Origin of the sequence: Segnochrobactrum spirostomi (assembly GCF_009600605.1) — a bacterium.
Lineage (GTDB): Bacteria > Pseudomonadota > Alphaproteobacteria > Rhizobiales > Segnochrobactraceae > Segnochrobactrum > Segnochrobactrum spirostomi.
In genome coordinates this window covers 2,218,105-2,242,085 of the sequence record NZ_VWNA01000001.1, presented here as the reverse complement: position 1 = coordinate 2,242,085, position 23,981 = coordinate 2,218,105, and the positions used below count along the sequence as shown (strand labels likewise).

At 70.0% G+C, this 23,981-nt stretch carries 16 protein-coding genes; 11 read left to right on the top strand and 5 right to left on the bottom strand.

What is annotated here, in order from left to right:
• Nucleotides 1-26: 26 nt before the first annotated feature.
• Complete coding sequence (locus F0357_RS10085; protein WP_153480631.1) at nt 27-1,985, bottom strand: acetoacetate--CoA ligase; 1,959 nt, start codon at nt 1,983-1,985, stop codon at nt 27-29.
• Between the two features lie 323 nt (nt 1,986-2,308).
• Between F0357_RS10085 and F0357_RS10080 the strand changes: the two genes are divergently transcribed.
• The 7 genes from F0357_RS10080 (at nt 2,309) to F0357_RS10050 (ending at nt 11,673) form a co-directional block, all read left to right on the top strand.
• Nucleotides 2,309-3,004, top strand: coding sequence for an RNA polymerase sigma factor (locus tag F0357_RS10080; RefSeq protein WP_153480627.1), 696 nt, complete (start codon nt 2,309-2,311; stop codon nt 3,002-3,004).
• Nucleotides 3,005-3,033: 29 nt separating this feature from the next.
• On the top strand, nt 3,034-3,504 hold the full coding sequence (locus F0357_RS10075; RefSeq protein ID WP_153480625.1) for a hypothetical protein: 471 nt from the start codon (nt 3,034-3,036) through the stop codon (nt 3,502-3,504).
• Nucleotides 3,501-4,001 carry a periplasmic heavy metal sensor gene (locus F0357_RS10070; RefSeq protein WP_153480621.1) on the top strand — a complete coding sequence of 167 codons (501 nt, stop codon included), beginning with the start codon at nt 3,501-3,503 and terminating at the stop codon, nt 3,999-4,001. Before F0357_RS10075 ends, F0357_RS10070 begins: the two co-directional genes overlap by 4 nt.
• A gap of 135 nt (nt 4,002-4,136) precedes the next feature.
• Nucleotides 4,137-5,750, top strand: coding sequence for an exodeoxyribonuclease VII large subunit (xseA, locus tag F0357_RS10065; protein WP_153480617.1), 1,614 nt, complete (start codon nt 4,137-4,139; stop codon nt 5,748-5,750).
• 337 nt (nt 5,751-6,087) lie between these two features.
• Nucleotides 6,088-6,915 (top strand): universal stress protein, encoded by an 828-nt coding sequence (locus tag F0357_RS10060; protein WP_153480610.1) that lies wholly within the window; start codon nt 6,088-6,090, stop codon nt 6,913-6,915.
• Nucleotides 6,916-6,994: 79 nt separating this feature from the next.
• A complete protein-coding gene (locus F0357_RS10055; protein ID WP_153480606.1) occupies nt 6,995-9,685 on the top strand; it encodes a bifunctional acetate--CoA ligase family protein/GNAT family N-acetyltransferase in 2,691 nt (896 codons plus the stop codon).
• A 185-nt stretch (nt 9,686-9,870) separates the two neighbouring features.
• Nucleotides 9,871-11,673 (top strand): potassium/proton antiporter, encoded by a 1,803-nt coding sequence (locus tag F0357_RS10050; RefSeq protein WP_153480602.1) that lies wholly within the window; start codon nt 9,871-9,873, stop codon nt 11,671-11,673.
• Here F0357_RS10050 and F0357_RS10045 read toward each other — a convergent pair.
• From F0357_RS10045 to F0357_RS10030, 4 genes are all read right to left on the bottom strand, one after another.
• Nucleotides 11,643-14,786 (bottom strand): efflux RND transporter permease subunit, encoded by a 3,144-nt coding sequence (locus F0357_RS10045; RefSeq protein ID WP_153480599.1) that lies wholly within the window; start codon nt 14,784-14,786, stop codon nt 11,643-11,645. The genes F0357_RS10050 and F0357_RS10045 overlap by 31 nt on opposite strands.
• Complete coding sequence (locus F0357_RS10040; protein ID WP_153480592.1) at nt 14,783-15,952, bottom strand: efflux RND transporter periplasmic adaptor subunit; 1,170 nt, start codon at nt 15,950-15,952, stop codon at nt 14,783-14,785. The genes F0357_RS10045 and F0357_RS10040 overlap by 4 nt, the downstream gene beginning before the upstream one ends.
• A gap of 335 nt (nt 15,953-16,287) precedes the next feature.
• Nucleotides 16,288-18,153, bottom strand: coding sequence for a HoxN/HupN/NixA family nickel/cobalt transporter (locus tag F0357_RS10035; protein WP_153480588.1), 1,866 nt, complete (start codon nt 18,151-18,153; stop codon nt 16,288-16,290).
• Nucleotides 18,154-18,256: 103 nt separating this feature from the next.
• A complete protein-coding gene (locus F0357_RS10030) occupies nt 18,257-19,159 on the bottom strand; it encodes a LysR family transcriptional regulator (RefSeq protein WP_153480580.1) in 903 nt (300 codons plus the stop codon).
• Between the two features lie 854 nt (nt 19,160-20,013).
• On the opposite strand from F0357_RS10030, the gene F0357_RS10025 reads away from it, so the two are divergent.
• The 4 genes from F0357_RS10025 (at nt 20,014) to F0357_RS10010 (ending at nt 23,961) form a co-directional block, all read left to right on the top strand.
• Nucleotides 20,014-21,153, top strand: a complete 1,140-nt coding sequence (locus tag F0357_RS10025; RefSeq protein ID WP_376767796.1) for a type III PLP-dependent enzyme — start codon at nt 20,014-20,016, stop codon at nt 21,151-21,153.
• 146 nt (nt 21,154-21,299) lie between these two features.
• Entirely contained in the window at nt 21,300-21,869 is a 570-nt protein-coding gene (locus tag F0357_RS10020) for a GNAT family N-acetyltransferase (protein ID WP_153480573.1), read from the top strand.
• A gap of 226 nt (nt 21,870-22,095) precedes the next feature.
• Nucleotides 22,096-22,896, top strand: coding sequence for an ATP-binding cassette domain-containing protein (locus tag F0357_RS10015; RefSeq protein ID WP_153480567.1), 801 nt, complete (start codon nt 22,096-22,098; stop codon nt 22,894-22,896).
• 12 nt (nt 22,897-22,908) lie between these two features.
• Nucleotides 22,909-23,961 carry an ABC transporter permease gene (locus tag F0357_RS10010; protein WP_153480564.1) on the top strand — a complete coding sequence of 351 codons (1,053 nt, stop codon included), beginning with the start codon at nt 22,909-22,911 and terminating at the stop codon, nt 23,959-23,961.
• Nucleotides 23,962-23,981: the final 20 nt, after the last annotated feature.

The following is a 23,981-nucleotide window of genomic DNA, read 5'->3' as shown; positions in this document are numbered from 1 at the left end:
CGTCGGCGGGACCGACGGAACAGACCTCAATCGCTGAGCTGCGGCAGGTCGCGGAAGAGCGCCAGCGATTCCGGGTTGGCGAGCGCTTCGCTGTTCTTGACTTCGCGTCCGTGCACCACGTCGCGCACGGCGAGTTCGGTGATCTTGCCGGACTTGGTGCGCGGGATGTCCGCGACCTGGACGATCTTCGCCGGCACGTGGCGCGGCGAGGCGCCGGTGCGGACCTGGGTCCGGATGCGCTTCTCGAGGTCCTCGTCGAGGGTGACGCCCTCGCGCAGCCGCACGAACAGGACGACGCGGACGTCGTTGTCCCAGGTCTGCCCGATCGCGAGCGATTCGATCACTTCCGGCACGAGCTGCACCTGCTCGTAGATCTCCGCGGTGCCGATCCGGACCCCGCCCGGGTTCAGGGTGGCGTCCGAGCGGCCGTAGATGATGACGCCGCCGTGCTCGGTGATCTCGGCGAAGTCGCCATGGCACCACACGTTCGGAAAGCGCTCGAAATAGGCCGCGTGATATTTCTTGCCCTCCGGATCGTTCCAGAAGGCGATCGGCATCGAGGGCGCCGGCTTCACGCAGACGAGCTCGCCCTTTTCCTGGCGGACCGGACGGCCCTCGTCGTTCCAAACCTCGATCGCCATGCCGAGACCGGGGCGCTGGATCTCGCCGCGCCAGACCGGCAGCGTCGGCACGCCGAGCACGAAGCAGGAGCAGATGTCGGTGCCGCCGGAGATCGAGGCGAGCTGAATGTCGCGGGCGATGTCGCGGTAGACGTAGTCGAAGCTCTCCGGCGCGAGCGGCGACCCGGTCGAGGCCATCAGGCGCAGCGTCGAGAGATCGTGGGTGGTCGCCGGCGTCAGCCCCGCCTTCTGGCAGGCATCGATATATTTCGCCGAGGTGCCGAACAGCGTCATGCGCTCGGCGTCGGCATAATCGAACAGCACTTCCGGATGGGGGTGGAACGGCGAGCCGTCGTAGAGGAGCAGCGTCGCCTCCGCCGCGAGGCCGGCGACGAGCCAGTTCCACATCATCCAGCCGCACGTGGTGAAGTAGAAGATGCGGTCGCCGGAGCGCACGTCGCTCTGCAGGATGTGCTCCTTGAGGAGCTGGAGCAGCACCCCGCCAACGCAATGGACGATGCACTTCGGCACGCCCGTCGTGCCGGACGAGAACATGATGTAGAGCGGCTGGCCGAAGCCGACCCGCACATAATCGAGCGGCCGGTGGTGATAGGGCTTGATGAAGAGATCGAGGCTCTTCGCCTTCGGTAGCCGCTGGGCGACCTGATCCGCCGTCTCGAGATAGGGCACGACGACGACCTGGGTCACGGTCGGCAATTGCGCGATGATAGGCCCGAGCTTCGGCTCCACCTCGATGCGCTTGCCGGCATACCAATAGCCGTCCACGACGAAGAGAACCTTCGGCTCGATCTGGCCGAACCGGTCGAGGACGCCGCGCTCGCCGAAATCGGGCGAGCACGACGACCACGTCGCGCCGAGCGAGGCGGTGGCGAGCATCGCGGCGATCGTCTCGGGCAGGTTCGGCAGCATGCCGGCGACGCGGTCGCCGACGCCAACACCGACGGTGCGCAGCGCCTGCTGTAGGCGCGACACCAGTTCGGCAAGGTCACGCCAGCTCACCCGGCGCTCGACCTTGTCCTCGCCGCGGAAGACGATCGCGTCGCCGTCGTCGGAGCGGCGCAGCAGGTTCTCCGCGAAATTGAGCTTTGCGTCGGGAAAGAAGCGGGCACCGGGCATCTTGTCGCCGTCGACGAGCCGCTGCGCGCCCTTGTCGCCCACGACCCCGCAATAATCCCAGACGAGATCCCAGAACGCGCCCGGGTCCTCGACGGACCAGGCGTGCAGCGCGTCATAATCGGGGAAGAGGCGGCCGGTCCGCTCTTGCGCCAACGCGGTGAAGGCGGTGAGCGCCGCCTCCTCGACACGCTCCCGCGACGGCGTCCAAAGCGGCATGTCCTCGGTCATCCGGCGTCGCTCCCCAGCCTTGATGAATCACGCGCAGCGCGCGCTTTCGGCATCGAATACCATCGAGCCCGCAATCGCCTCAAGGACGCCGAGGGCGCAACCGACAAATGTGAGCCACCGCTCGCGATTCGGCGATGCACGGCGTAGGGCCGGCCGCGGGCCCGCGTTACAGCGGCAAGTGGACCGCGTGCGCCGAGACACGCGGATCGGATGCCGAACCGGGGGGAGCGTGCGGACGATCGGGCAGGCGCGGCCGCGACAGGAGATAGCTACGGGCCGATCGACCCAGTTTTCGGCTCGTGCGGCGTCTTGCGGAGCATGCCATGGTGGTTCCGGCGATCCTCGTCCTCGACGAGCCGACCGATTTCCTAGCCGTCCCGGGCAAGGGGCGGACGACGACGGCGATCAAGTCTGGAGAACGGCGTAGCGTGGCGTTGGCGGACGAGGATCCGGACCTCATCCTGGTGCGCGACATCGCTGCCGGCCATGAGCGGGCGCTGACCGAGCTTCTGCGCCGCCACGGGCCGCGCATCCGCGCGCTCGCGTCCGGTTACAGCGCCGCCCAAGCGGACGTCGACGACGTCGTGCAGGACACCTTCTGGACCATCTGGCGGGTCGCCGGCCGATTCGAGGCGCGCGGCGTCAAAGTCTCGAGCTGGATCACCCGCATCGCCGTCAACCGCTGCATCGATCTCGACCGCCGCCGCAAGCTGCGGCGTTTCGTCGGGCTGGAAGATGCCGCCGAAGCCGTCGATATCTCGGCCGCCGCGGACGACGAACTCGGCGCGCGGGCGACGCTCGCCTCTGTGCTCGCCGACATCAAGGACTTGCCGCCGCGCCAGCGGGCGGCGATCCTGATCGCTGCGGAAGGTGACCGCTCCACCGCCGACATCGCCGAGAGCCTCGGCGTCAGCGTCGGCGGCGCGGAACAATTGCTGGTCCGGGCCCGCCGCACCTTGCGGGCGCGCCTCGCCGAACGCGAGGCGGGATCGCCCGCCACGACGTCGAAGGGGAAATGATCATGCACAACGGATCGTCCTCTGATCGGATGACCGACCGCCCCGCGGGCGGCTTCGACTGCGCGACCCTGGCGGCGGCCCTCGACCGCAATGGCGGCGACCTCGCCCGGTGGCCGGCGGCGCTCGCCGCCCAAGCGGAGGCACTCGCCGCCCGCGATCCCGCAGCGCGTCAGGACATCGAACGGGCCGCCCGGCTCGAAGGCCTCATCGGAACCCTGGCGCGTCCCCAGCCGCTCGACGCCGCCACCATCGGGCTGGTGGTGAGCGGACTTCACGATCGCCACCGCCGGCGCGAGCGTGCCCGCGAGCACATTTGGCGGGCGACCCCGCGCTTTGCGCTCGCGAGCATCGCCGGGCTCACGCTTTGCGCCATGGTCGGGCTCGGCCTCGGCTATGTCGCCCCGGTGCCGGGCGAAACGGGCACGTCGGTCGCGGCGAACACCTCGAACCAGGACATCGCCACCGCCTTGCTCGGGTTCGACCCCGGAGAATCTTTATGATCCTCAAGGGGCGCACCGCGCTCGCCGTCCTCGTCGCGCTCGCCGCCTCCCTGGCCCTCAACTTCGTCGGGATCGGCTATCTGAGCGCCCTGATGACGCGCGAACATCGGCCGCCGCCCCCGCCGATGGCGTTCGGCCTGAAGCCGTTCCCGCCCGAGATCCGCGAGCGGCTCTTGGTCGAGATGCGCGCGCCCGATTCGGGCATTCACGCGGCCTTCGCCGCGGCGAAAGCGGCGCGGGAGAAGACCTTCGCCATCATGCGGGCAGACCCTCTCGACGAAGCAGCCCTTGCGGCGGCGTTCGCGGGCGAACGCGCGGCGGTGTCGGCGATGATCGCCGAAGGACAGCGCAATCTCACCGACATCGTCAAGACGATGCCGGCCTCCGTCCGCGCCAAGATCGGCATCGGCGGCAACCGCATGCCGGACGAGCTTCCCGACGGCCCCCCGGATGGTGGTCCGGGCGGCCCGCCGCCGGGCGAGGCGCCTCCGCCCTGACCACGGCCGCGGCCCGCTCGCCGCTGCGAGCACAGCCTCTTCGTCCGGCCCTTGCCCGGCCCCCTCGTGCCCGATAGGGAGGACATTCGCGGGCAGGCTCGACGGTGAGCGAGCGGCCCCGCAGGGAGGCCGGACTTGAGCGATTTCGACGACGCGTTCACACCCGTTCCCGACGAGGCGCCCCGCCCGAACATCGGCGAATACACCGTCTCCGAAATCGCCTTCTCGGTGAAGCGGACGATCGAGGACGCCTTCGGCCACGTCCGGGTGCGCGGCGAGATCTCCGGCTATCGCGGGCCGCATTCCTCCGGCCACGCCTATTTCTCGCTCAAGGACGACAAGTCGCGCATCGAGGCGGTGATCTGGCGCGGCCAGTTCCAGCGCCTCCGCTTCCGCCCCGAGGAGGGCATGGAGGTGGTCGCGGTCGGCCGCCTGACGACGTTCCCGGGCGGTTCCAAATACCAGATCGTCATCGACAGCCTGGAGCCGGCAGGCGTCGGCGCCCTGATGGCACTCCTGGAAAAGCGCCGCCGCGAGCTCGCCGCCGAAGGCCTGTTCGACGAGGGGCGCAAGCGGCCGCTGCCCTTTCTGCCGACGGTGATCGGCGTCGTCACCTCGCCGACCGGCGCGGTGATCCGCGACATCCTGCACCGCCTCGCCGACCGTTTCCCCGTTCACGTCCTGGTCTGGCCCGTGCGCGTCCAAGGCGACACTTCGGCCCGTGAGGTCGAGGCGGCGATCCGCGGCTTCAATGCGCTCGCCCCGGGCGGACCGATTCCGCGGCCGGACCTCCTCATCGTCGCGCGCGGCGGCGGCTCGCTCGAAGATCTCTGGAGCTTCAACGAGGAGATCGTGGTGCGGGCCGCGGCGGCGTCCGAGATCCCGCTGATCTCCGCCGTCGGCCACGAGACCGACTGGACGCTGATCGACCACGCCGCCGACCGCCGCGCGCCGACCCCGACGGGCGCCGCCGAAATGGCCGTGCCGGTGCGGGCGGACCTCATCGCGGCCGTCGATTCGGGCGCACGCCGCCTCGCCGCCGCCCTCGCGCGCTATCTCGACGGCCGGCGCACCCAATTGCGCGCCTCGGCCCGCGCGCTGCCGCAGCCGCGCGATCTCGTCGCCCCGGCCCGCCAGCGGCTCGACCTCGCCTCGGCGCGCCTCGCCCATGCGCTGGCCGCCGCCGGCCACCAGCACCGCGCCCGCTACGAGCGCGCCGCCGCCCGCCTGTCGCTGCGCAGCCTCATCCGCGCCCTCGAAGACAAGCGCACCCGGCTCGACGGCGCGGGGCGCCGCACCGAGGCGGCGCTCGAGCGGGCGGTCGGCCGCAAGCGGGCGGATTTCGAGGCGCTCGCCCGCCGCCTGTCGCCGGAACGCCTCGCCCGCGGCCAAGAGGACGGCCGGCGCCGGCTCGAGGTTGCCGCCGGACGCCTCGGCCGCGCCTTCGCCGAGACGACGCGCCGCCGTCGCCACGGCCTCGACCTCGCCGCCAAATTGTTCGACGGCCTCAATTATCGCAGCGTGCTCCGGCGCGGTTACGCGATCGTCCGCGACGGGGCCGATCAGCCGCTCCACAGCGCCGCAGCGATCAGCCCCGGGATGCGGCTCGCGATCGAGTTCGCTGACGGTCGCATCGCCGCGACGGCGGGCGACGGTGCCCCGCTGCCGCCGGAACCGACGGCCCCTGCCGCCCCCCGCAAGCCCCGTGGCCCCGCCCGCAGCGGGAGCGGCCAGGGCGATCTGTTCTGAGGGGGCGAGACGGATAGGTCTCGCCCGGACGCGCGGCGCCTCACGGCGCCGGCCCCACCCTGGTCGCCTTCGGCGACCTGTCCCTCCCCCAACTGGGGAGGGACCGAGCGGCGACCTCCCCGCTAAGACACTGTAATAGACGCACTTTTCTCGCCGTTCTTAACCCCTCCCTGCCAGGGGGAGGGGTGGCGCGGAGCGCCGGGGTGGGGCCACGGCTGAGCGACCCGCCCGCATCGACATTCGCCCCCGCGTCCCCATTGACGCCTCCGGACGCGGCTGCGAGAAACGCGGGCGCCGGATTGGGGCCGGTATCACGCGCGATCGAGGAGACGTTGCGATGCAGATCAAGGACATCCTGACCATCGTCGATCTCGAGGGCGCCCGAAACGCGGTGCGCGTCGCGCTCGAACTCGGGGAGCGCTGCGGTGCCCATGTGACCGGGCTCGCGCCGGTCAGCGACTACATCGCCCCCGCTTATGTCGGTGGCCCGATCCCCGTCGAACTCGTCGAAGATGCCCGCATCGACGCCGAGGACCGGGCGCGGGATGCCCTCGCCGCCTTCGACGGGCTCTCGACCGGTCTGCGTGTGCGCACCGAGGGTGCCACCTTCTCGCTGATCGAGGGCGAAGGGTCGGGGCTGGTCGCCCACGGCCGCCTCACCGACCTCGCCATCGTCGGCCAGGACGATCCGGCGGCCTTGGAGCCGTCGCGCGAGGCCGTCATCGAGACCTTGATGATGGAAGCCGGCGCGCCGGTCCTCATCGTGCCGCGCCACTTCGACAAGGGCTTCCACCTGAAGCGGGTGGTGATCGCTTGGGACGGTGGCCTGCCCGCCGCCCGCGCGGTGCGCGCCGCCCTGCCGGTGCTCACCTTCGCCGAGGAAATCCACGTCGCGGTGATCGACGGCGAGCGCTATCTGCCGGGCGATCCCGGCTCCGACATCGCGCTCCACCTCGCCCGCCACGGTTTCGAGGTGGTGGTGCAGCGCCTCAGCCGCGGCGACCGCTCGATCCCCGCAACAGTTCTCGATCATGTGTCGACGTGCGGCGCCGATCTCGTCGTGATGGGCGCCTATGCTCACAGTCCGCTGCGCGAGTTCATCCTCGGTGGACCGACCCGTGGCATGATGAAGGCGATGACCGTTCCGGTCCTCATGGCGCACTGAGCCGGCCCCCGGTTCGACCCGGGCGGCGCGGTTCGCCGGAGGTCCGTGCGGTCGCCCTTGAGGGGGAGACCGGACGCCGATGACGATCCGCAATCTCGATGCCCTGCTGCGGCCCCGCCGGATCGCCCTCATCGGGCCGTCCGCCCTGCCGCCGGGCGTCGCCGGCAAGCTCGCCGAGAAGATCGCTCACGGCGCCTTCGCCGGCCGCGCGGTCACGGTCGACCTGCCCCCCGAGGACTCCGGCGGTCTGCCCGCCGTCCCCTTCGAAAACCTCGCCGGCGTCGATCTCGTCGTTGCACTGGGCGACACCATGGGCCTGCCGCAACTCGTGCGCCGGGTCTGCCCTCTCGGCGTGCGCGCGGTCGTGGTGATGCCGCCGGCGCCGCCCGTCTACGAGGCGGCCGTGCGCGCCGCGACGCTGGTCGCCTCGCGCAGCCACCGCCTGCGCCTGCTCGGCCCCGGCAGCCGCGGGCTCGCGCTGCCCGCGCTCGGGCTCGACGTCTCGCTCGCCGCCCATCCCGTGCCGCCGGGCGACCTCGCGGTGGTGTCCCGCTCCGGCTCGATTCTCAACGCCACCATCGCGCTCGCGGTGCGCCGCGGCGGCATCGGCTTCTCGGCCGCCGTCTCGCTCGGCGAAAAGATGGACGTCGACGTCAGCGACCTGCTCGACTGGTTCGCCGCGGACCTGCGCACCCGCGCCATTCTGGTCCACCTCGAAGCGGTGTCGTCGCCGCGCAAATTCCTCTCCGCCGCCCGCGCCGCGGCGCGCTCGAAGCCCGTCATCATGCTGCGCTCGGGCGAGAGCCGGGCGCGGCGGCGCACCGGGATCACCTATTCGGCGCGCCTCGCCCATGCGGACGCCGTCTACGAGGCCGCCTTGATGCGCGCCGGCTGCCTCACCGTGCGCGATCTCGACGAGATGTTCGACGCCGCCGAGAGCGTCAGCCGGCTGCGCTCGGTGCCCGGCGGCCGGCTCGCTGTGGTCGCCAACGGCCGCAGCCTCGCCGCGCTCGCGACGGACCGCTACGACCTCCTCGGCGGCAATCTCGCGGTGCTCGGCGATCCGACGCGGGCGGCGCTCGCCGCCTGCGCCGAGAGCGATGCGAACCCCGTCGTGCTGCCGGACGAGGCGGACGGCGCGGCGTTCGGCGCGGCGATCTCCGCCGTGCTCGCCGACCCGCACGTCGACGGCCTGCTTGCCGTCGCGGCGCCCTCGATCATGACCGGCCCCGACGAGATCGCCGGGGCGGTCGCCACGGCCGCCGACGCCCAGGGCCGCACGTTCGGCCGCAAGCCGGTGCTCGCGGCGATCGCCGGCCTCGACACCGCGACCCGCGATCGGCTCGGCACCGCCCGCGTGCTCGTCCGCGATGCGCCCGGCGAGGCGGCCCGGAGCTTCTTCAACGTGGTGCGCTACGCCGAGGCGCAGCAGCACATGACGGAGACGCCGCCGAGCCTGCCGTCGGACTTCACCACCGACCCCGAGCGCGCCCGCGCGGCGATCGCGGCGGAGCTCGCGGAAGGACGCGGCTGGTTGTCGCCCGACGGCATCGGCCATCTCCTCTCGGCCTACGGCATTCCCCACGTCCATTCCGTGCTGGCGTCCGATGCCGACGGCGCGGTGAGGGCGGCGCGGCCGATCCTCGCCGCGGGTGGCCGCGTGGTGCTCAAGGTCGAGGCGCCGTCGCTCCCCTCCAAGGATGCCGCCGGCGGCGTGCGCCTCGCGCTCGCGAGCGAGGAGACGGTGCTCGCCGCCGCTACGGAGATGCTCGCCCAATCGAAGGGCCCGGCGGTGGACGGGCTCCTGGTTCAGCCCCTCATCGAGCGGCGGCATGCGGTGCCGCTCCTCGCCGGCATCGCCGACGATCCGGTGTTCGGCCCCTCGGTGGTGATCGGCCGCGGGGGAACGGCGGTCGAGGTGATCGCCGACGCCGCGGTGGAACTCGTCCCGCTCGACCGCGCCTTGGCCCGCCGTCTCGTTGGGCGCACGAGGGTGGCGCGACGGCTCGGCACCGGAAGCGGTTCCGGGGGTGGCACGGTCGGCGCGAGCCCGGACGACGTCGCCCTCCTCCTCGTGCGGCTGTCGCAGATGGCGGTCGACCTGCCGGCGGTGCGCGACGTCGATCTCAATCCGGTGCTCGCCGACGCCGACGGCCTGATTGCGCTCGGCGCCCGGGTGCGCATCGCTCCGGCGGGACCGCGCGCCGGTCGCCTCGGCCATCCGCGGCTCGCCATCCGCCCCTATCCCGGCGAATGGGAGCGCCGTCTGTCGCTCAAGGACGGCGAAGTGGTGCTGGCCCGGCCGGTCCGCCCCGACGATGAGCCGGCTTATCGCCGCTTCGTCGAATCCATCACGGCGGAAGACCTGCGGCTGCGCTTCTTCGCACCGGTCAAGGAATTCAGCCACGCCTTCCTCGCCCGCCTGACCCAGCTCGATTATGCCCGGGCGATGGCCTTCGCGGCGATCGACGCGGCGACCGGGGAGATTCTCGGCGTCGTCCACCTCCATGCCGATCCCGACCATCGCTCGGCGGAATACGGCGTGCTGGTGCGCTCGGAGCTCAAGGGCCACGGCATCGGTTGGGCGCTGATGCGGCTGATGATCGATTATGCCAAGGCGGACGGGCTCGATTTCATCGAGGGCGAGGTGCTGCGCGAGAACCGCACCATGCTCGCGATGTGCGAGAGCCTGGGCTTCGAGATCCACGCCTCCGCGGACGATCCCGCGATCGCCGCCGTGAAGCTGCCGCTCGACCGCGCGCCGGGCTGATCCGGCAGCCGTCCGTCCGCCTCGTCCTTTTCGGCCCTCGCGCGTTGCCCTTCGGTGCGCCACGCCGCCACGCGGGGCTGCGGTGCGTGGAAAGCGCTTGGCCGCGGCGCATCGCGGCGGCTATTCTTTCGCGACGCAGCCGGCCTGCCGGCTCCTTCACCCCACAACCCAGGCGGTTCGGAACGATGGCGAGCATCGGCTTCGTCGATACCGTGCTCATGTTCGGCGCGCTGCTGATCGCGATCGGCATCCTGTCGAGCCTGGTCGCGACGCGGTTCGGCGCCCCCCTGCTGCTCGTCTTCCTCGTCATCGGGATGCTCGTCGGCGAGGACGGACCGGGCGGCCTCGCCTTCGGGGATTATCAGCTCACCTATCTGATCGGCTCGGTCTCGCTCGCCATCATCCTGTTCGACGGCGGCCTGCGGACACGGGTGCGCGCGGCGCGCGGCGCCTTCCGTCCGGCGGTGTTGCTCGCGACGGTAGGCGTGCTGGTGACCACAGGTCTCACCGGCCTCGTCGCCGTCTACCTTCTGAAATTGTCGCTGCTCCAGGGGCTCCTCGTCGGCGCCACCATCGCCTCGACGGATGCCGCCGCGGTGTTCTTCCTGCTCCGCGCCGGCGGCATGCAGCTCAAGCGACGGGTCGGCGCCACGCTCGAAATCGAATCCGGCACCAACGATCCGATCGCCCTCTTCCTCGTCCTCTTCCTCACCCAGGCCGTGCTGTCGGGCGACTCGCCGCTCAGTTGGACGCTGCTGGGCGACCTCGCCACTCAGGCCGCGATCGGCGGCGCGATCGGCGTCGGCGGCGGCCTCACCATCGCCTGGTGCCTCAACAAGCTCGACCTGCCGTCGGGCCTCCATCCGCCGTTCGTCGTCACCATGGCGGTGCTGATCTACGGCGTGTCGGCGAACCTCCACGGCAGCGGTTTCCTCGCCGTCTATCTCGCCGGCCTCGTGGTCGGGAACCGGCCGGTGCGCGCCTTCCCGGCGGTCTTGAGCTTCCACGACGCCGCGACCTGGCTGTGCCAGATCGTGATGTTCCTCGTGCTCGGCCTGCTCGTCTCACCGGGGCGACTGATCGAGGTGCTCGTGCCGGCGCTCGGCGTCGCGGCGTTCCTCATCGTGTTCGGCCGGCCGCTCGCGGTGTGGCTCTGCCTCACCCCGTTCGGCTTCTCGCGACGGGAGAAGCTGTTCGTCTCGTGGGTCGGCCTGCGCGGCGCGGTGTCGATCTTCCTCGCGGCGGTGCCGACGCTCGCCGGGGTGCCCAACGCCGCCGTCTATTTCAACATCGCCTTCGTCGTCGTGCTCGTCTCGCTCATCGTCCAGGGCTGGACCATCACCACCGCGGCGCGCCGGCTCGACATCGCCCTGAAGCGGCCGACCCGGCCGGTCTCGCGGGTCGAACTCGACCTGCCGGGGCAGAGCGAACAGGAAATGGTGGGTTATCCGCTCCTCGCCGAAAGCCCGGCCGCCCACGCCGCCGTGCTGCCGGCCTGGGCGAAGCTCATCCTCGTCATCCGCGGCAGCGAAATCCTCAATCCGGTCGAGGCCGTTCGGATCGAGCCGAGCGATTATCTCTATTTCATCGCGCCGACCGCCCGGGTCCCCGAGCTCGACCGGCTGTTCCGCCCGCTCGGCGAGACCTCGCTGCGCGAGGCGGCGACGGTGAGCGAGTTCCAATTGCGGGGGGACGTCATGCTCGGCGCCCTCGGCGCGCTCTACGACCTGCCGATCGCCGGCGAGGACGCCGAGACCACCGTGACGCAAGTGTTCGCCCGCCGCTTCGACGACAGTCCGGAACAGGGCGACGAGATCGCCATCGGCGAGGCGCGTCTGGTGGCCCGCAAGGTGGTGGAGTCCGAAGTCCGGGTCGCCGGCCTGCGCCTGCCGCCCGACGAGACCGGGCCGGTGCGGCCCGGCACGGTGCTGAGCCGGGTCCGCTCGCGGCTCGGCGCCTACCGCCGGGTCGCCAGTTCGAGATCCTGAGCCGCCTCGCCCCCCTCCGCCGCCACCGCCTTCTTGCGCCGCACCCGGTCGCCGATCCGCTCGAACAGGAGATAGACGACCGGCGTCGTGTAGAGCGTGATGATCTGCGACAGGAGCAGGCCGCCGACCACCGCGATGCCGAGCGGCTGGCGCAGCGACGCGCCGGCGCCGATGCCGAGGGCGATCGGCAGCGTGCCGAACAAGGCCGCGAACGTCGTCATGATGATCGGGCGGAACCGCATCAGGCACGCCTCGCGGATGGCCTCCATCGCGGTCGCCCCCTCCCGCCGTCGCTGAAGCGCGAAATCGACGATCAGGATCGCGTTCTTCTTCACGATGCCGATCAGCATGACGATGCCGATGATCGCGATCACCGACAGGTCCATGTGGAACAGCATCAAGGCGAGGAGCGCGCCGACGGCGGCCGACGGCAGGCCGACGAGGATCGTGATCGGATGCACGAAGCTCTCGTAGAGCACGCCGAGCACGACATAGATCGTCAGCATCGCGGCGGCGATCAGCATGCCCTGATTGCCGAGGGATTCCTGGAACACCTGCGCGGTGCCCGAGAAGCCGGCGCTGATGGTGGCCGGCCGGCGCAGGTCGTGCTCGGCCTTCTCGATGGCATCCACCGCGTCGCCGAGCGAGGCGCCCGGCTGGACGTTGAAGAACAGCGTCACGCTCGGCTGTTCGTTCTGGTGGTTGACGCTCTGCGGGCCGACGATGCGCTCGGCGGTCGCAACCGAGGAGAGCGGCACGAGGGCGCCGGTGGTCGAGCGCACGAAGATGGAATCGAGGCCGCTCGCGTCCTTCTGCACGCCCGGCGCCGTCTCCATCATGATCCAGAAATCGTCGGTCGCGGTGTAGAGCGTCGAGATCTGGGATTCGCCGAACAGATCGTAGAGCGTGTTGCGGATCGCCGAATCCGTGACGCCCATGCGTCCGGCGAGCTCGCCGTCGACATGGAGGCGGATCTGTGGCTGGCTGATCTGGAGGTCCGTGGTGACGTCGGACAGGATCGGGATCTGCCGCATCGCCGCCTGGAGCCTCGGCGCGTAATCGTAGAGCGTGTCGGTATCGGCGCTGCGCAGGGTATATTGATAGGACGCCTTCGGGGTGCGGCCGGCGACGTTGAGCGTCTGCACCGGCTGGAAGGTCGCGATGATGCCGGGCACCTTGTTCTGCAGGCGGCGCAGCCGGGCCGAGATGTCGTTCGAGCTCGGCCGGCCCGTCTCCAGCGGCTTCAGGGCGATGAACATCCGCCCTTGGGTCGAGTCGCTGGTGGCACCGCCGCCGACCGTCGAGGTGACGTAGGCGACGTCGGGATCCTTCTGCACCAGGGCGGCGAGCTTGCCCTGGATCGCGGCAGTCGCCTCGAAGGACGAGCCCTGGGCGGTCTGGGTGTTCGCCGAGATGAGGCCGGTATCCTCGATCGGGAAGAAACCCTTCGGCACGATGACGAACAGCCACGCCGTCACCGCGAACGTCGCGACGGTGCCGATGAGGGCGATGGTCTGGTGGGCGAGAACCCAGTCGAGGGTGCGGCGGTAACCGGCGAGCATCCCGTCGAAGGCGCCCTCGCTGATGCGGAAGAGGAGCGAACGCGGCTTCGCGTCGTGCCCCTCGCCCTCGCGGTGCGGCTTCAGGAGCCGCGCACACAGCATCGGCGACAAGGTGAGCGACACGAAGCCCGAGGCCAGGATGGCGATCGAGATCGTCACCGCGAACTCGTGGAACAGCCGCCCGACGATGCCGCCCATGAACAGCACGGGGATGAACACCGCGACGAGCGACATGGTGATCGACAGGATGGTGAAGCCGATCTCCTTCGAGCCGTCGATCGCGGCCTGGTGCGGCGTCTTCCCCATCTCGACGTGGCGCACGATGTTCTCGAGCATCACGATGGCGTCGTCGACGACGAAGCCGACCGAGAGGGTCAGCGCCATCAGCGACAGGTTGTCGAGGGAATAGCCGAGCACGTACATGCCGGCGAAGGTGCCGACGATCGAGGCCGGCAGCGCGAGGGTCGGGATCAGGGTGGCGCGGAACGAGCGCAGGAAGATGAAGATCACCATCACCACGAGCGCGACCGCGAGGCCGAGCGAGAACTGCACGTCGGCGACCGACTGGCGGATCGAGACCGAGGCGTCGTTGACGACCGAGACGTTGACCGAGGGCGGCAGTTCGGCGCGGAAGATCGGCAGCATCGACTTCACGGCGTCGACCACCGCGACGGTGTTGGCGCCGGGCTCGCGCTGGATCGCCACCACGATGGCCGGCTTGCCGTTGAACCAGCTTCCGGTCTGATCGTTCTCGACGCCATTCTCGACCTTGGCGATGTCGTCGAGGCGGATCGGAACGCCCTGGCGCTCGGCGATCACCATGCGGCGGAACGCGGTCGCGTCGGGCTTCAGCCCGTCGATGACGAGGGTCTGCTGGCTCTTGCCGCTGATCAGGCTGCCGAGGGGCGTCGGCGTGGTCTGGTTCGCGACCGCGTTCGCGACGTCGGTGGCGGCGAGGCCGGTGGCGGCGAGGTCGCCCGGATCGACGACGATGCGCACCGCATATTTCTTGGCGCCGTAGACGGTGACCTGGGCGACGCCCGGCAGCGAGGAGAGCTGCTGGCCGATCAGCACCTCGCCATATTCGTCGAGGGCCTGGGGGGTGATGAGGTCGGACGTGAGCGCGAGGAGCACCACCGGCTGCGCCGATGGATCGACCTTCCGGAACGACGGCGGCGTCGTCATCTGCTTCGGCAGCGAGCGCTGCGCGACCGAGATCGCCGATTGCACGTCGAGCGCGGCGGCGTCGATCGAGCGGTCGAGCTCGAATTGCAGCACGATCTGGCTGGAGCCGAGCGTCGAGGACGAGGTGATCGAGGTGACGCCCGGGATCGCCGAGAGCTGCTGCTCGAGCGGCGTGGCGACCGAGGCGGCCATCACGTCCGGGCTCGCGCCGGGCAGCGAGGCGGTGACCTGGATGGTCGGGAAATCGATCGCCGGCAGGGCGGCGACCGGCAGCATGCGGTAGCCGGCGATGCCGACGAGCACCACCGCGAGCATCAGGAGCGTGGTCGCGATCGGCTGGCGGATGCAGAGTTCGGAGAGCCTCATGTGGCGGGCCCCGAGCGTGTGGCGTCGCCGGCGACCGGCGTCGACGGGTGGACTTCGACGGGCATACCGTCGTTGAGGCGGAGCTGGCCGACGGTGACCACCGTCTCGCCGCCGGCAAGGCCGTCGCCGATGACGGCGAGGCCGTTGACCTCGCGGGCGACGGTGACCGGCTGGACCTTCGCCTTGCCCTCGGAGACGACGAAGACATACGGCCCGGTGCGGCCGGTCTGGACCGCCTCGGCGGGCACCGTCACCGCGTCGTTCTGCACCTCGAGCGCGATCTTCACGCCGACGGTGCGACCCGGCCAGAGCTTCTCGTCCGGATTGTCGAACCGCGCCCGCACGCCGATCGTGCCGGTCGCCGTGTCGACGGTGTTGTCGAGGGTCGAGACCTTGCCCGTTTCGGCTGCGGTCTCGCCGACCGGCTGGGCGGAGACGGCGACCGGGCCCGCCAGCACGGCGGCGCGCAGCGCCTGCAGATGGCGCTGCGGGATCGGCACGGAGACGTCGATCGGGCGCATCTGGTTGAGGGTGACGAGGGGAGACGACGTATCGTCCGCCTTCACCACGGTGCCGACATGGGCGTTGGAGATGCCGATCCGCCCGGAGAACGGCGCCCGAATGGTATGATGGTCGAGATCGACCTGAAGAATTTGGATGGCGGCCTTCGCCGCCGCGACCTGGGCGCCGGCGACCGCGGCCTGGGAGACATATTGATCGAGGCTCGCCTCGCTCGAGAATTTCTGCTCGGCGAGGTTCTTGAAGCGCTCCTCTTCCTTCGACGCGTAGGTCTCCTGCGCCTGATATTGCCGAAGATTGGCTTCAGCCTGGGCGATCTGGCCGCGCACCGTCTGATCGTCGAGGGAATAGAGGATGTCGCCCTCCTTCACCTCGGTGCCGTCCTGGAAATGGACGGCCGTGATGATGCCGTCGACCTGGGAATAGATCGAGACCGTGGAGATCGGGACGACGGTGCCGACGGCGTCGAGATTGACCGGCATCGGCTGGCGGGTGGCCTTCGCGACCTCGACCGCGACCGCGCGTTCCTTGTGCGCGGCAGGCGCCTTGCCGGCGTCGGCCGCCGTCTGGTGGGTGTAATAATAATAGCCGCCACCCGCGGCGATCACGACAAGGGCTGTCGCGACAAGCGTCCCCAAACGGCTCATCGGGTCTCCGAAGCTTTGAGCGGGCAGATCACGAGCGCAAGGCTCCCGGACCTCGCGCGGTCCGGGCGACCAGAATAGGCTCGCAGGGTCGAATCTCGCAGCGAATTCTCGGAGACCGCAGGTCTTCCCGCGGCCGGAATTCGCTCGAATGCCTCGCCGTGCCGTTTTCCCCCGGCGGCGCTGCCGTAGGCGTGCGGAGAGGACGCCCGCCTGACAAATGTTGCTGTAGGATACACTTCCGGCTTTTGCATGACGCGGACCCGCGAATCTGTTCACGAGTTCGTCAAGTGCCGTGAACGCAACAGGGCAGGCGTGCGGCCCCGATGCGGCGCCGGTCAGGCGAGGTGCGGCAGCAGCGAGGCCGAGAGCAGGATCGCGCCGAAGGCGAGCACGACAAGCGCACCGCCCGCTTCGACGGCCCGGTTGAGCACGAGTCCGGCGCGGCTGTCGAAGGCGGCGATGCGCATGGCGAGGCCGCGTGCGCCGACCGCGAGGAGGGCGAGCGCGCTGACCGTGGCGCCGGTGCCGACCCCCATCGCATAGGTCGCGGCGACGCCGGCGCTGTAGACGCCCTGCGCCAGGGTGAACACGAGCACGATGAGGGCGCCCGTGCAGGGCCGGAGGCCCGCCGACAGCACTGCGCCCGCGGCCGAGCGCCAGCCCGGCGCGAGGTCGGCCGGATTGACCACGCCGCCGCAGCCGCAATCGGCGCCGTGGACATGATCTTCGGGAAGCGCATCGCCGTGCAGGCGCAATTTCATCGAGCCAGACGGGCCCGACAGGGCGCTGCCGGCCGCACGCGGCGCCGGGGCCGCGCTCTGGAACTTCAGCCCGCCGGTCGGCCCCGCCGCCGCGAGCGGAGCGAAGCGGGCCGCACCGAAGCCGAGCGTCGCAGGACGGGGCCGGCGCAGGCGGCCGATCGAGCTCGCCGCGAGCGGGCGGACGATCTTGCGCCAGACGAGGGTGACGCCGAGCAGGGTCACCGCCGCATAGGACGCGATCTCGACCCATTCCGCCGCCGCCGTCATGCCGAAGCTCGTCACCCGCAGGATCACCGCGCCGATCGTGACGATGAGGATCGCGACCGTCGACTGGACGAGCGCGGAGAGAAACGACAGCACGATCGCCTTGCGGGCGGTGCCGCGGTTCGAGACCAGATAGGCCGAGATCACCGCCTTGCCGTGGCCCGGGCCGGCGGCGTGAAAGATGCCGTAGGCGACGGAGACCGCCATCAGGACCCAGATCGCGGTGCCGTCGGTCTTCATCGCGCGCACGGCCGCGGTGAGCTGGTGGTAGAAGGATTGCTGCCAGGCGGCGATCACGGCGAGGAAGCCGATCGGCGGCCCGCCGGATTCCATCAGGCCGACCCCGAACGGGCTCGCGCCGACGCTGCGCGGCGCCGGGTCCGAGGCGGCGGCGACCGGCGCGACCACGGCCGGCTTCTCCGGACACTTCACCGTCATGATGTTGGCGAGCTGCTCGGTCACCGCGCGCAGGTTCGGCGGCAGCTCCCGCTGATCGGCCGGGATCAGGGAGAGGGTCGTCGCGGTCATCGGATCGAGCTGATCCGGCCGCTTCACCGACGTGGTGCACCCCTTCGGCACCACGCCCGCCGGCGTGCCGGCCCCGGCCCGCGCCGGCACCAGCGCGAACGGGTCTTTGTCGGTCAGGGTGAAGTCGACGAAATATTCCGGATCGTAGACGTCGAGGCGGATCGTCTTGCCGGCCGGATCGATCGGCTCGCGCAGCGGCAGCGTATAGAACAGCGTCAGGATGCCGTTGGTGCCGTCGAGCCAATATTCCGTCGGCGCAGCGAACTTGACCGGCTTGCCGTTGCCGATGCTGAGGAAGGTGAAATAGCGATATTCGCCCAGGGAATCGACGTTGACCTTGGCGAGCGGGGCGAGCTCTTCGGTCGAGAGAATGCCATCGCCGTTCTTGTCGAGCCCTTGGGTGGCGAAGGCTGAGAAGCTGTCGTCGAACCGCCAGACGTGCCGGATCGCGGTGATGTTGCCGTGGGAATCGAACACCATCTCCTCGCGCGCCTCGACGAAGACGTGCGGATGGGCGGCGGCGGGTCGTGGGCTGACGACGAGGGCGACAAGGGCGACGGCGAGGACGCCGAACACCGCGTTCGCCGGCACGCGCAGGGCGCTCGAGACAGCGCTCCAAAGCGCAGACAGGTGCCGAATTGCAGGCATTCGGGCTCCGCGGCTCGGGTCGGCGCGACCGCTCAAAGGGTCAGGGTCGCGCCGCTTGTCGCTTCGTAGCGTGGCGAAAGCAAGGCCCGGGGCGCGTGCGCCGTCACTCCGGATCGCACTCGCTGTGGGCGAACCATTCGACCAGAAAATCGACGAAGGCGCGCACCTTGCCGGAGAGATGCCGGCGGTGCGGATAGACGGCGTAGATGCCCGATTCCGTCGTCTCGAAGCTCTCGAGCACCGAGACGAGCCGGCCGACCTCCAGATCCTCGCTCACCAAGGGATAAGGTACGCGCGCGAAGCCGAGGCCGCGCAGGGCCGCGAGCCGGCACACGTTCGGACTGTTGACCTCGAGGCGGCCACGCACGGTGACCGAGCGGCGTTCGCCGTCGATGCGGTAGACCCAGTTCGAACGCTGGCGGGCGTTGGTGTCGACGATGCAGGCGCGCTCGGTGAGCTCATCGGGATGGGTCGGTGCGCCGTGGGCGGCGATGACATCGGGCCGCGCCACCGTGGTGATGCGGAAGCCCGAGAGCTTGCGGGCGATCAGGCTCGAATCGGTCATCGCCGTCACCCGGACGGCCACGTCGATGCCTTCCTCGACGAGATCGACGAAGCGGTCCTCGAGGCGCAGATCGAGGGAGATCAGCGGTTCGCGCAGCACGAACTCGGCGAAGGCCTCGCCGAGCGGGCCGTCCGACAGGGTGCGCGGCGCCGCGACCCGGAGCAAGCCGCGCGGCTCGTGATGGGTGTCGTGGATCAGCGCCTCGAGATCGTCGATGCGCTGGAGGATCTCGCCCGCCTCGCGCAGATAGACCTTGCCGGCCTCGGTCAACGAGAGCTGTCGGGTGGTGCGGTTGAGGAGGCGCACCCCGAGCTCGTCCTCGAGCTCGCGGACATATTTCGACAGAAGCGCCTTGGAGCGGCCGAGCTTGCGCGCGGCGGCGGAATAGCCGCCGGCCTCCGCCACGTTCACGAAAGCCTGCATGCGGGTCAGAGTGTCCATGCGCGATGTTTGGGTGAACGCCGCAGCCAAGGCAAGGCTGATTGTTCACCGGGAGGCATCGTTCGATTTGGGGCCATGCCGCGCGACGGGAGGCGGAGCGCGGCGGCACACCGGAGCCGCCTCGAATCAGCGTCCGCCGGCGCCGCGGCGCTGGGTTCACTCCCCGCGGATCACCGAATGCCCTCCTGCCGCCCACCCCTATCTTGAGGCTTGTGCATGGCTGCCCTCCCCGCGGGACATGGCGGAACGCGCTGCCGGCGCGACCCGGCGGCAGCGGACGAGAAAAAGCGCCGCCATTCCGGTCCTTTGCCGAATTGGGGCGACGCAACGGGACGTTAAGCCGGCATAAGAAGCCGTTGGCGGAGCCATAGAATTTCGCGGAGGCCCGCAATTTTCGTCTTGTGCGGGGGGGCCAATGGCCCTACATCCGCCTTGCCCAATTTCGCACGTGCCTGTGGTCGCGTGCCGGTCAGGTCGGAAACCCCGGCCTGGGCAGACCGGTGACCGGAATAAACCGGGTCTAAGCCGACGCTCGGTCGGCGGACGCGACTTGAAGCAACGACGTAGCGGGCTTTTTTGGTCTCTGTCGGCCCCTCCAAAGGTCGGCGTTACTGAAGAGGCGACTACTTCCTTGCCGCGTGCGGACCGGGACCTTCCCAGTCCAATCGTATGCATCCCATGAATCTCGCCGCGTTCGCGTGGGCGGGTTCACTGGCGACGCTTCGGCGCTTTTCGCGCGTCGGTCTCCCAAGGAGGCCGGCGATCGGTCGATCATCTGAACGGGCTCCGTCTCCACCGCGGCGCCCGCAGGGGAACGTATCGACCGAATCCGGTTCAACCGTCTTGTTTGGGAGATGCCCCCGATGACGGACCGCATTGCCGACTTCCTCCGCACCCGACGTCCCGAGGGCCCCTGCCTCGTGGTCGATCTCGACGTCGTGCGCGACAATTTCCTCGCCTTCCGCCGCGCCATGCCCGACACCCGCGTCTTCTATGCGGTGAAGGCCAATCCGGCGCCGGAGGTGCTGAAGGCGCTCGCCGAGCTCGGCTCGTGCTTCGATTGCGCCTCGGTCCAGGAGATCGAGATGGCGCTCGAGGCCGGTGCAACGCCGGACCGCATCTCGTTCGGCAACACCATCAAGAAGGAACGCGACGTCGCGCGCGCCTTCGCCCTCGGCATCAACATGTTCTCGGTCGATTGCGAGGCGGAGGTCGAGAAGATCGCGCGCGCCGCGCCGGGCACCCGCGTGTTCTGCCGCATCCTGTGCGACGGCGCCGGCGCCGAGTGGCCGCTTTCCCGCAAGTTCGGCTGCGAGCCGGAGATGGCGGTCGACGTGCTCGAGCACGCCCACCGTGTCGGCCTCGACGCCTATGGCGTATCGTTCCACGTCGGTTCCCAGCAGGGCAACACCGGCGCCTGGGACGGCGCGCTCGCCTCGGCCGCCAAGCTGTTCCGCGAACTGGCCGAGCGCGGCGTCACGCTGCGCATGGTCAATCTCGGCGGCGGCTTCCCGGCCAAATATCTCAAGGACGTGCCGGGCGTGCCCTCCTACGGCCGCGCGATCCTCGATTCGGTGCACCGCCATTTCGGCAACCGCCTGCCCGAGACGATCATCGAGCCGGGCCGCGGCATGGTCGGCAGCGCCGGCGTGATCAAGGCCGAAGTGGTCCTCATCTCGCGCAAGCAGGCCGGCGACGACGTGCGCTGGGTCTATCTCGACATCGGCAAGTTCGGCGGCCTCGCCGAGACCATGGACGAGGCGATCCGCTATCCGATCCGCACCCTGCGCGGCGACGACGAGACCGCGCCCTGCATCATCGCCGGCCCGACCTGCGATTCCGCCGACGTGCTCTACGAGAAGACCCCCTACGCGCTGCCGCTCTCGCTGGAGATCGGCGACGAGGTCCTGATCGAAGGCACCGGGGCCTACACCACGACCTATTCGGCGGTCGCCTTCAACGGCTTCCCGCCGCTCAAGGCCTACGTGATCTGACGCCGAACCGCCTGGCTTCTTCCCTGTTGCCGGCCGGTTCTGGTCCCAGATTCGCCTCGCTCATCCGCCATTGGTGACATGCGCGTGATCGCGAAGGGTTCGCCCGCCGCGGAGTTCACGCGCTCCACGCCGAAAGGCTCGCCTCCATGATCACCCTTCGCGAGGAGGCGCCGACCGACGTCGGCGCCCGGGAAGCCCTGCTCGACCGCGTTTTCGGTCCGACCCGCTTCCTGAAATCGTCCGAGCGCATCCGCGCCGGCCGCCTGGCGGCCGATGGGCTGTCCCTGATCGCCGAAGATGCCGCGACCGGCGCCCTCGTGGGCACTGTGCGGCTGTGGCACGTCTCCGCCGGCGGCCGTCCCGCCCTGCTGCTCGGCCCGCTCGCGGTGGCGCCGGAACTGCAAGGCGCCGGGCTCGGCTCCGTCCTGATGCGGCGCGCCCTCAACCGGGCGGCGATCGCCGGCCACGGCGCCGTGCTCCTCGTCGGCGATCCCGAATATTATGTGCGCTTCGGCTTCTCGGGCGAGAAGACCGAGATCCTTTCCATGCCCGGCCCGACCGAGCGGCGGCGCTTCCTCGCGCTGGAACTCCAGCCGGGTGCACTCGACCGCGCCGCCGGCCGCGTGGTCCCGACCGGCCGCCGCCTCGACGCCGACGTCGAGACGCTCATCCCGGTCGGCCCGCTGGCCGCCGGCGAAGGCCTGCGCGCGGCCTGACGACGACCTTGGCGCGCGCCCTGCATCCGCCACTCTCATAACGATTGCGATATCGGTCCGCCGAAAAAGCGCATTGGACGGTTATTCCCGCCCGTTCTAGCTTCCCTCGGCGGCGCGAAAGTGCCGCGATCGAGACGGCCGAAGGCCGCACGGCTCCGCAAAGTGGGCGAGGGAGGAAGGGCGGACCGGCACGCGCCGGGGCCGTCCGCAGGGGAGGGCGCGCGCGATGACCGCGACCCAGGCGACCGCGCGGGCGCGCGAGCCTGCCGGCGAGTTCCGGCATATCGTCCGGCTCGAGGGCGTTCAGAAATATTTCGGCCCGATCCAGGGCCTCAAGGACATCGACCTCGCGATCGGCCGCAATGAGATCGTCGGGCTGATCGGCGACAACGGCGCCGGCAAATCGACCCTCATCAAGGTCATGACCGGCGTCCTGAAGCCGACCGCCGGCCGCATCTTCGTGCGCGACCGCGAGATTTCGCTCGGCGACTACTCGGTCCGCATGGCCCACGAACTCGCCATCGAGACCGTCTATCAGGACAAGTCGCTTGCCGAGAAGCAGCCGCTCTGGCGCAATTTCTTCGTCGGCCGGCAGATCACCAACCGCTTCGGCTTCATCGATATCAAGCGGGAACGGCAGATCGCCGAGGATATGCTGCTCGGCTCGATCGGCTTCCGCGGCGTCGGCATCTCGGTCGATTCGACGGTGTCGCAATTGTCGGGCGGCGAGCGCCAGGGCATCGCCATCGGCCGCGCGATGCACTTCAACGCCGACTTGATCGTGCTCGACGAGCCAACCGTGGCGCTCGCGGTCTCCGAGGTGCGCAAGGTTCTCGACTTCGTCCGCCTCATCAAGAGCTCGGGCCGCGCCTGCGTCTACATCGAGCACAACCTCGCCCACGTGCACGAGGTCGCCGACCGGCTGGTGGTGCTCGACCGCGGCGCCGTCGTCGCCGAGATCGATCCACGCACCATGACGGTGCCGGAACTCACCGAATTCCTCGTCGCCCTGCAGCACAAGAAGTGAGGCCGCGCGACGATGCGCAAGCTCCGTGCCCCGTTCCTCGCCCGCGTCGAAGGCCTGCCGATCATTGTCGTGTTCGTGCTGCTGCTCGCCCTCTTCATGTACACGGCGCCGCAGGTCTTCCTCGCCCCCTATATCTACACCACCTTCCTCTCCACCCTGCCGCCGCTGGTGCTCCTCGCGATCGGCCTCACCTTCGTGATCGGCGCCGGTGAGATCGACCTCTGCTTCCCCTCGATCATCGCCTTCTCGGGCTTCGTCTTCGCCATCCTGTTCAAGGATTACGGTCTCGGCTGGATCGCCGTCGCCGCGGCGCTCGGAAGTGGGCTCGTGGTCGGCCTCGTCAACGGTCTCCTCGTCGCCCGCGTCGGCATCCCCTCCTTCATCGCCACGCTCGCCACCCAGTTCTTCTGGTCGGGCATGGCGACCGTGCTGTCGGGCGGCAAGTCCTACGCCCTGCGCGGCGCCGAGGAGACAAGCGTCTGGCACGTCCTCGTCGGCCGCCTCTCGGGCGCGCCCGACGCGGTCGGCTGGATCAACGAGGTCTCGGTCCAGGCGCTGTGGACGGCGGCGATCGGCGTCATCCTCTGGTTCATCCTGAACCGCCACCGCTTCGGCGAGCACGTTCTCTTCATCGGCGATTCGAATGCGGTGTCGCGGGTCGTCGGCATCGACGTCGCCAAGGAGAAGATCCGCATCTTCACCCTGATGGGCGGGCTCGCGGCGGTCGCGGCGATCTTCCTCACCCTCGAGAACAAGAACTATTTCGGCAATCAGGGGCAGGGTTATCTGCTCACCGCCATCGCCTCCGTGCTCATCGGCGGCACCTCGATCTTCGGCGGGCGGGCGACCATCGTCGGCACCGTGTTCGGCTGCTTCATCATCGGGATGATCGAGGCGGGGCTCGTCGCCACGGGCCTCACCGGCGCCTGGGTGCGCACCATCCAGGGCCTCGTCTTCCTCGCGGCCATCGTCTTCTACCTCTACGTCGACGAGCCGCACCGGCGGGCGGCCGTCGCCGCCCGCTTCAGAGCCATGACGGGATTCGGCCGCGGCGCGGCCGGATGAGACCGGCGACGCGCCCGGCA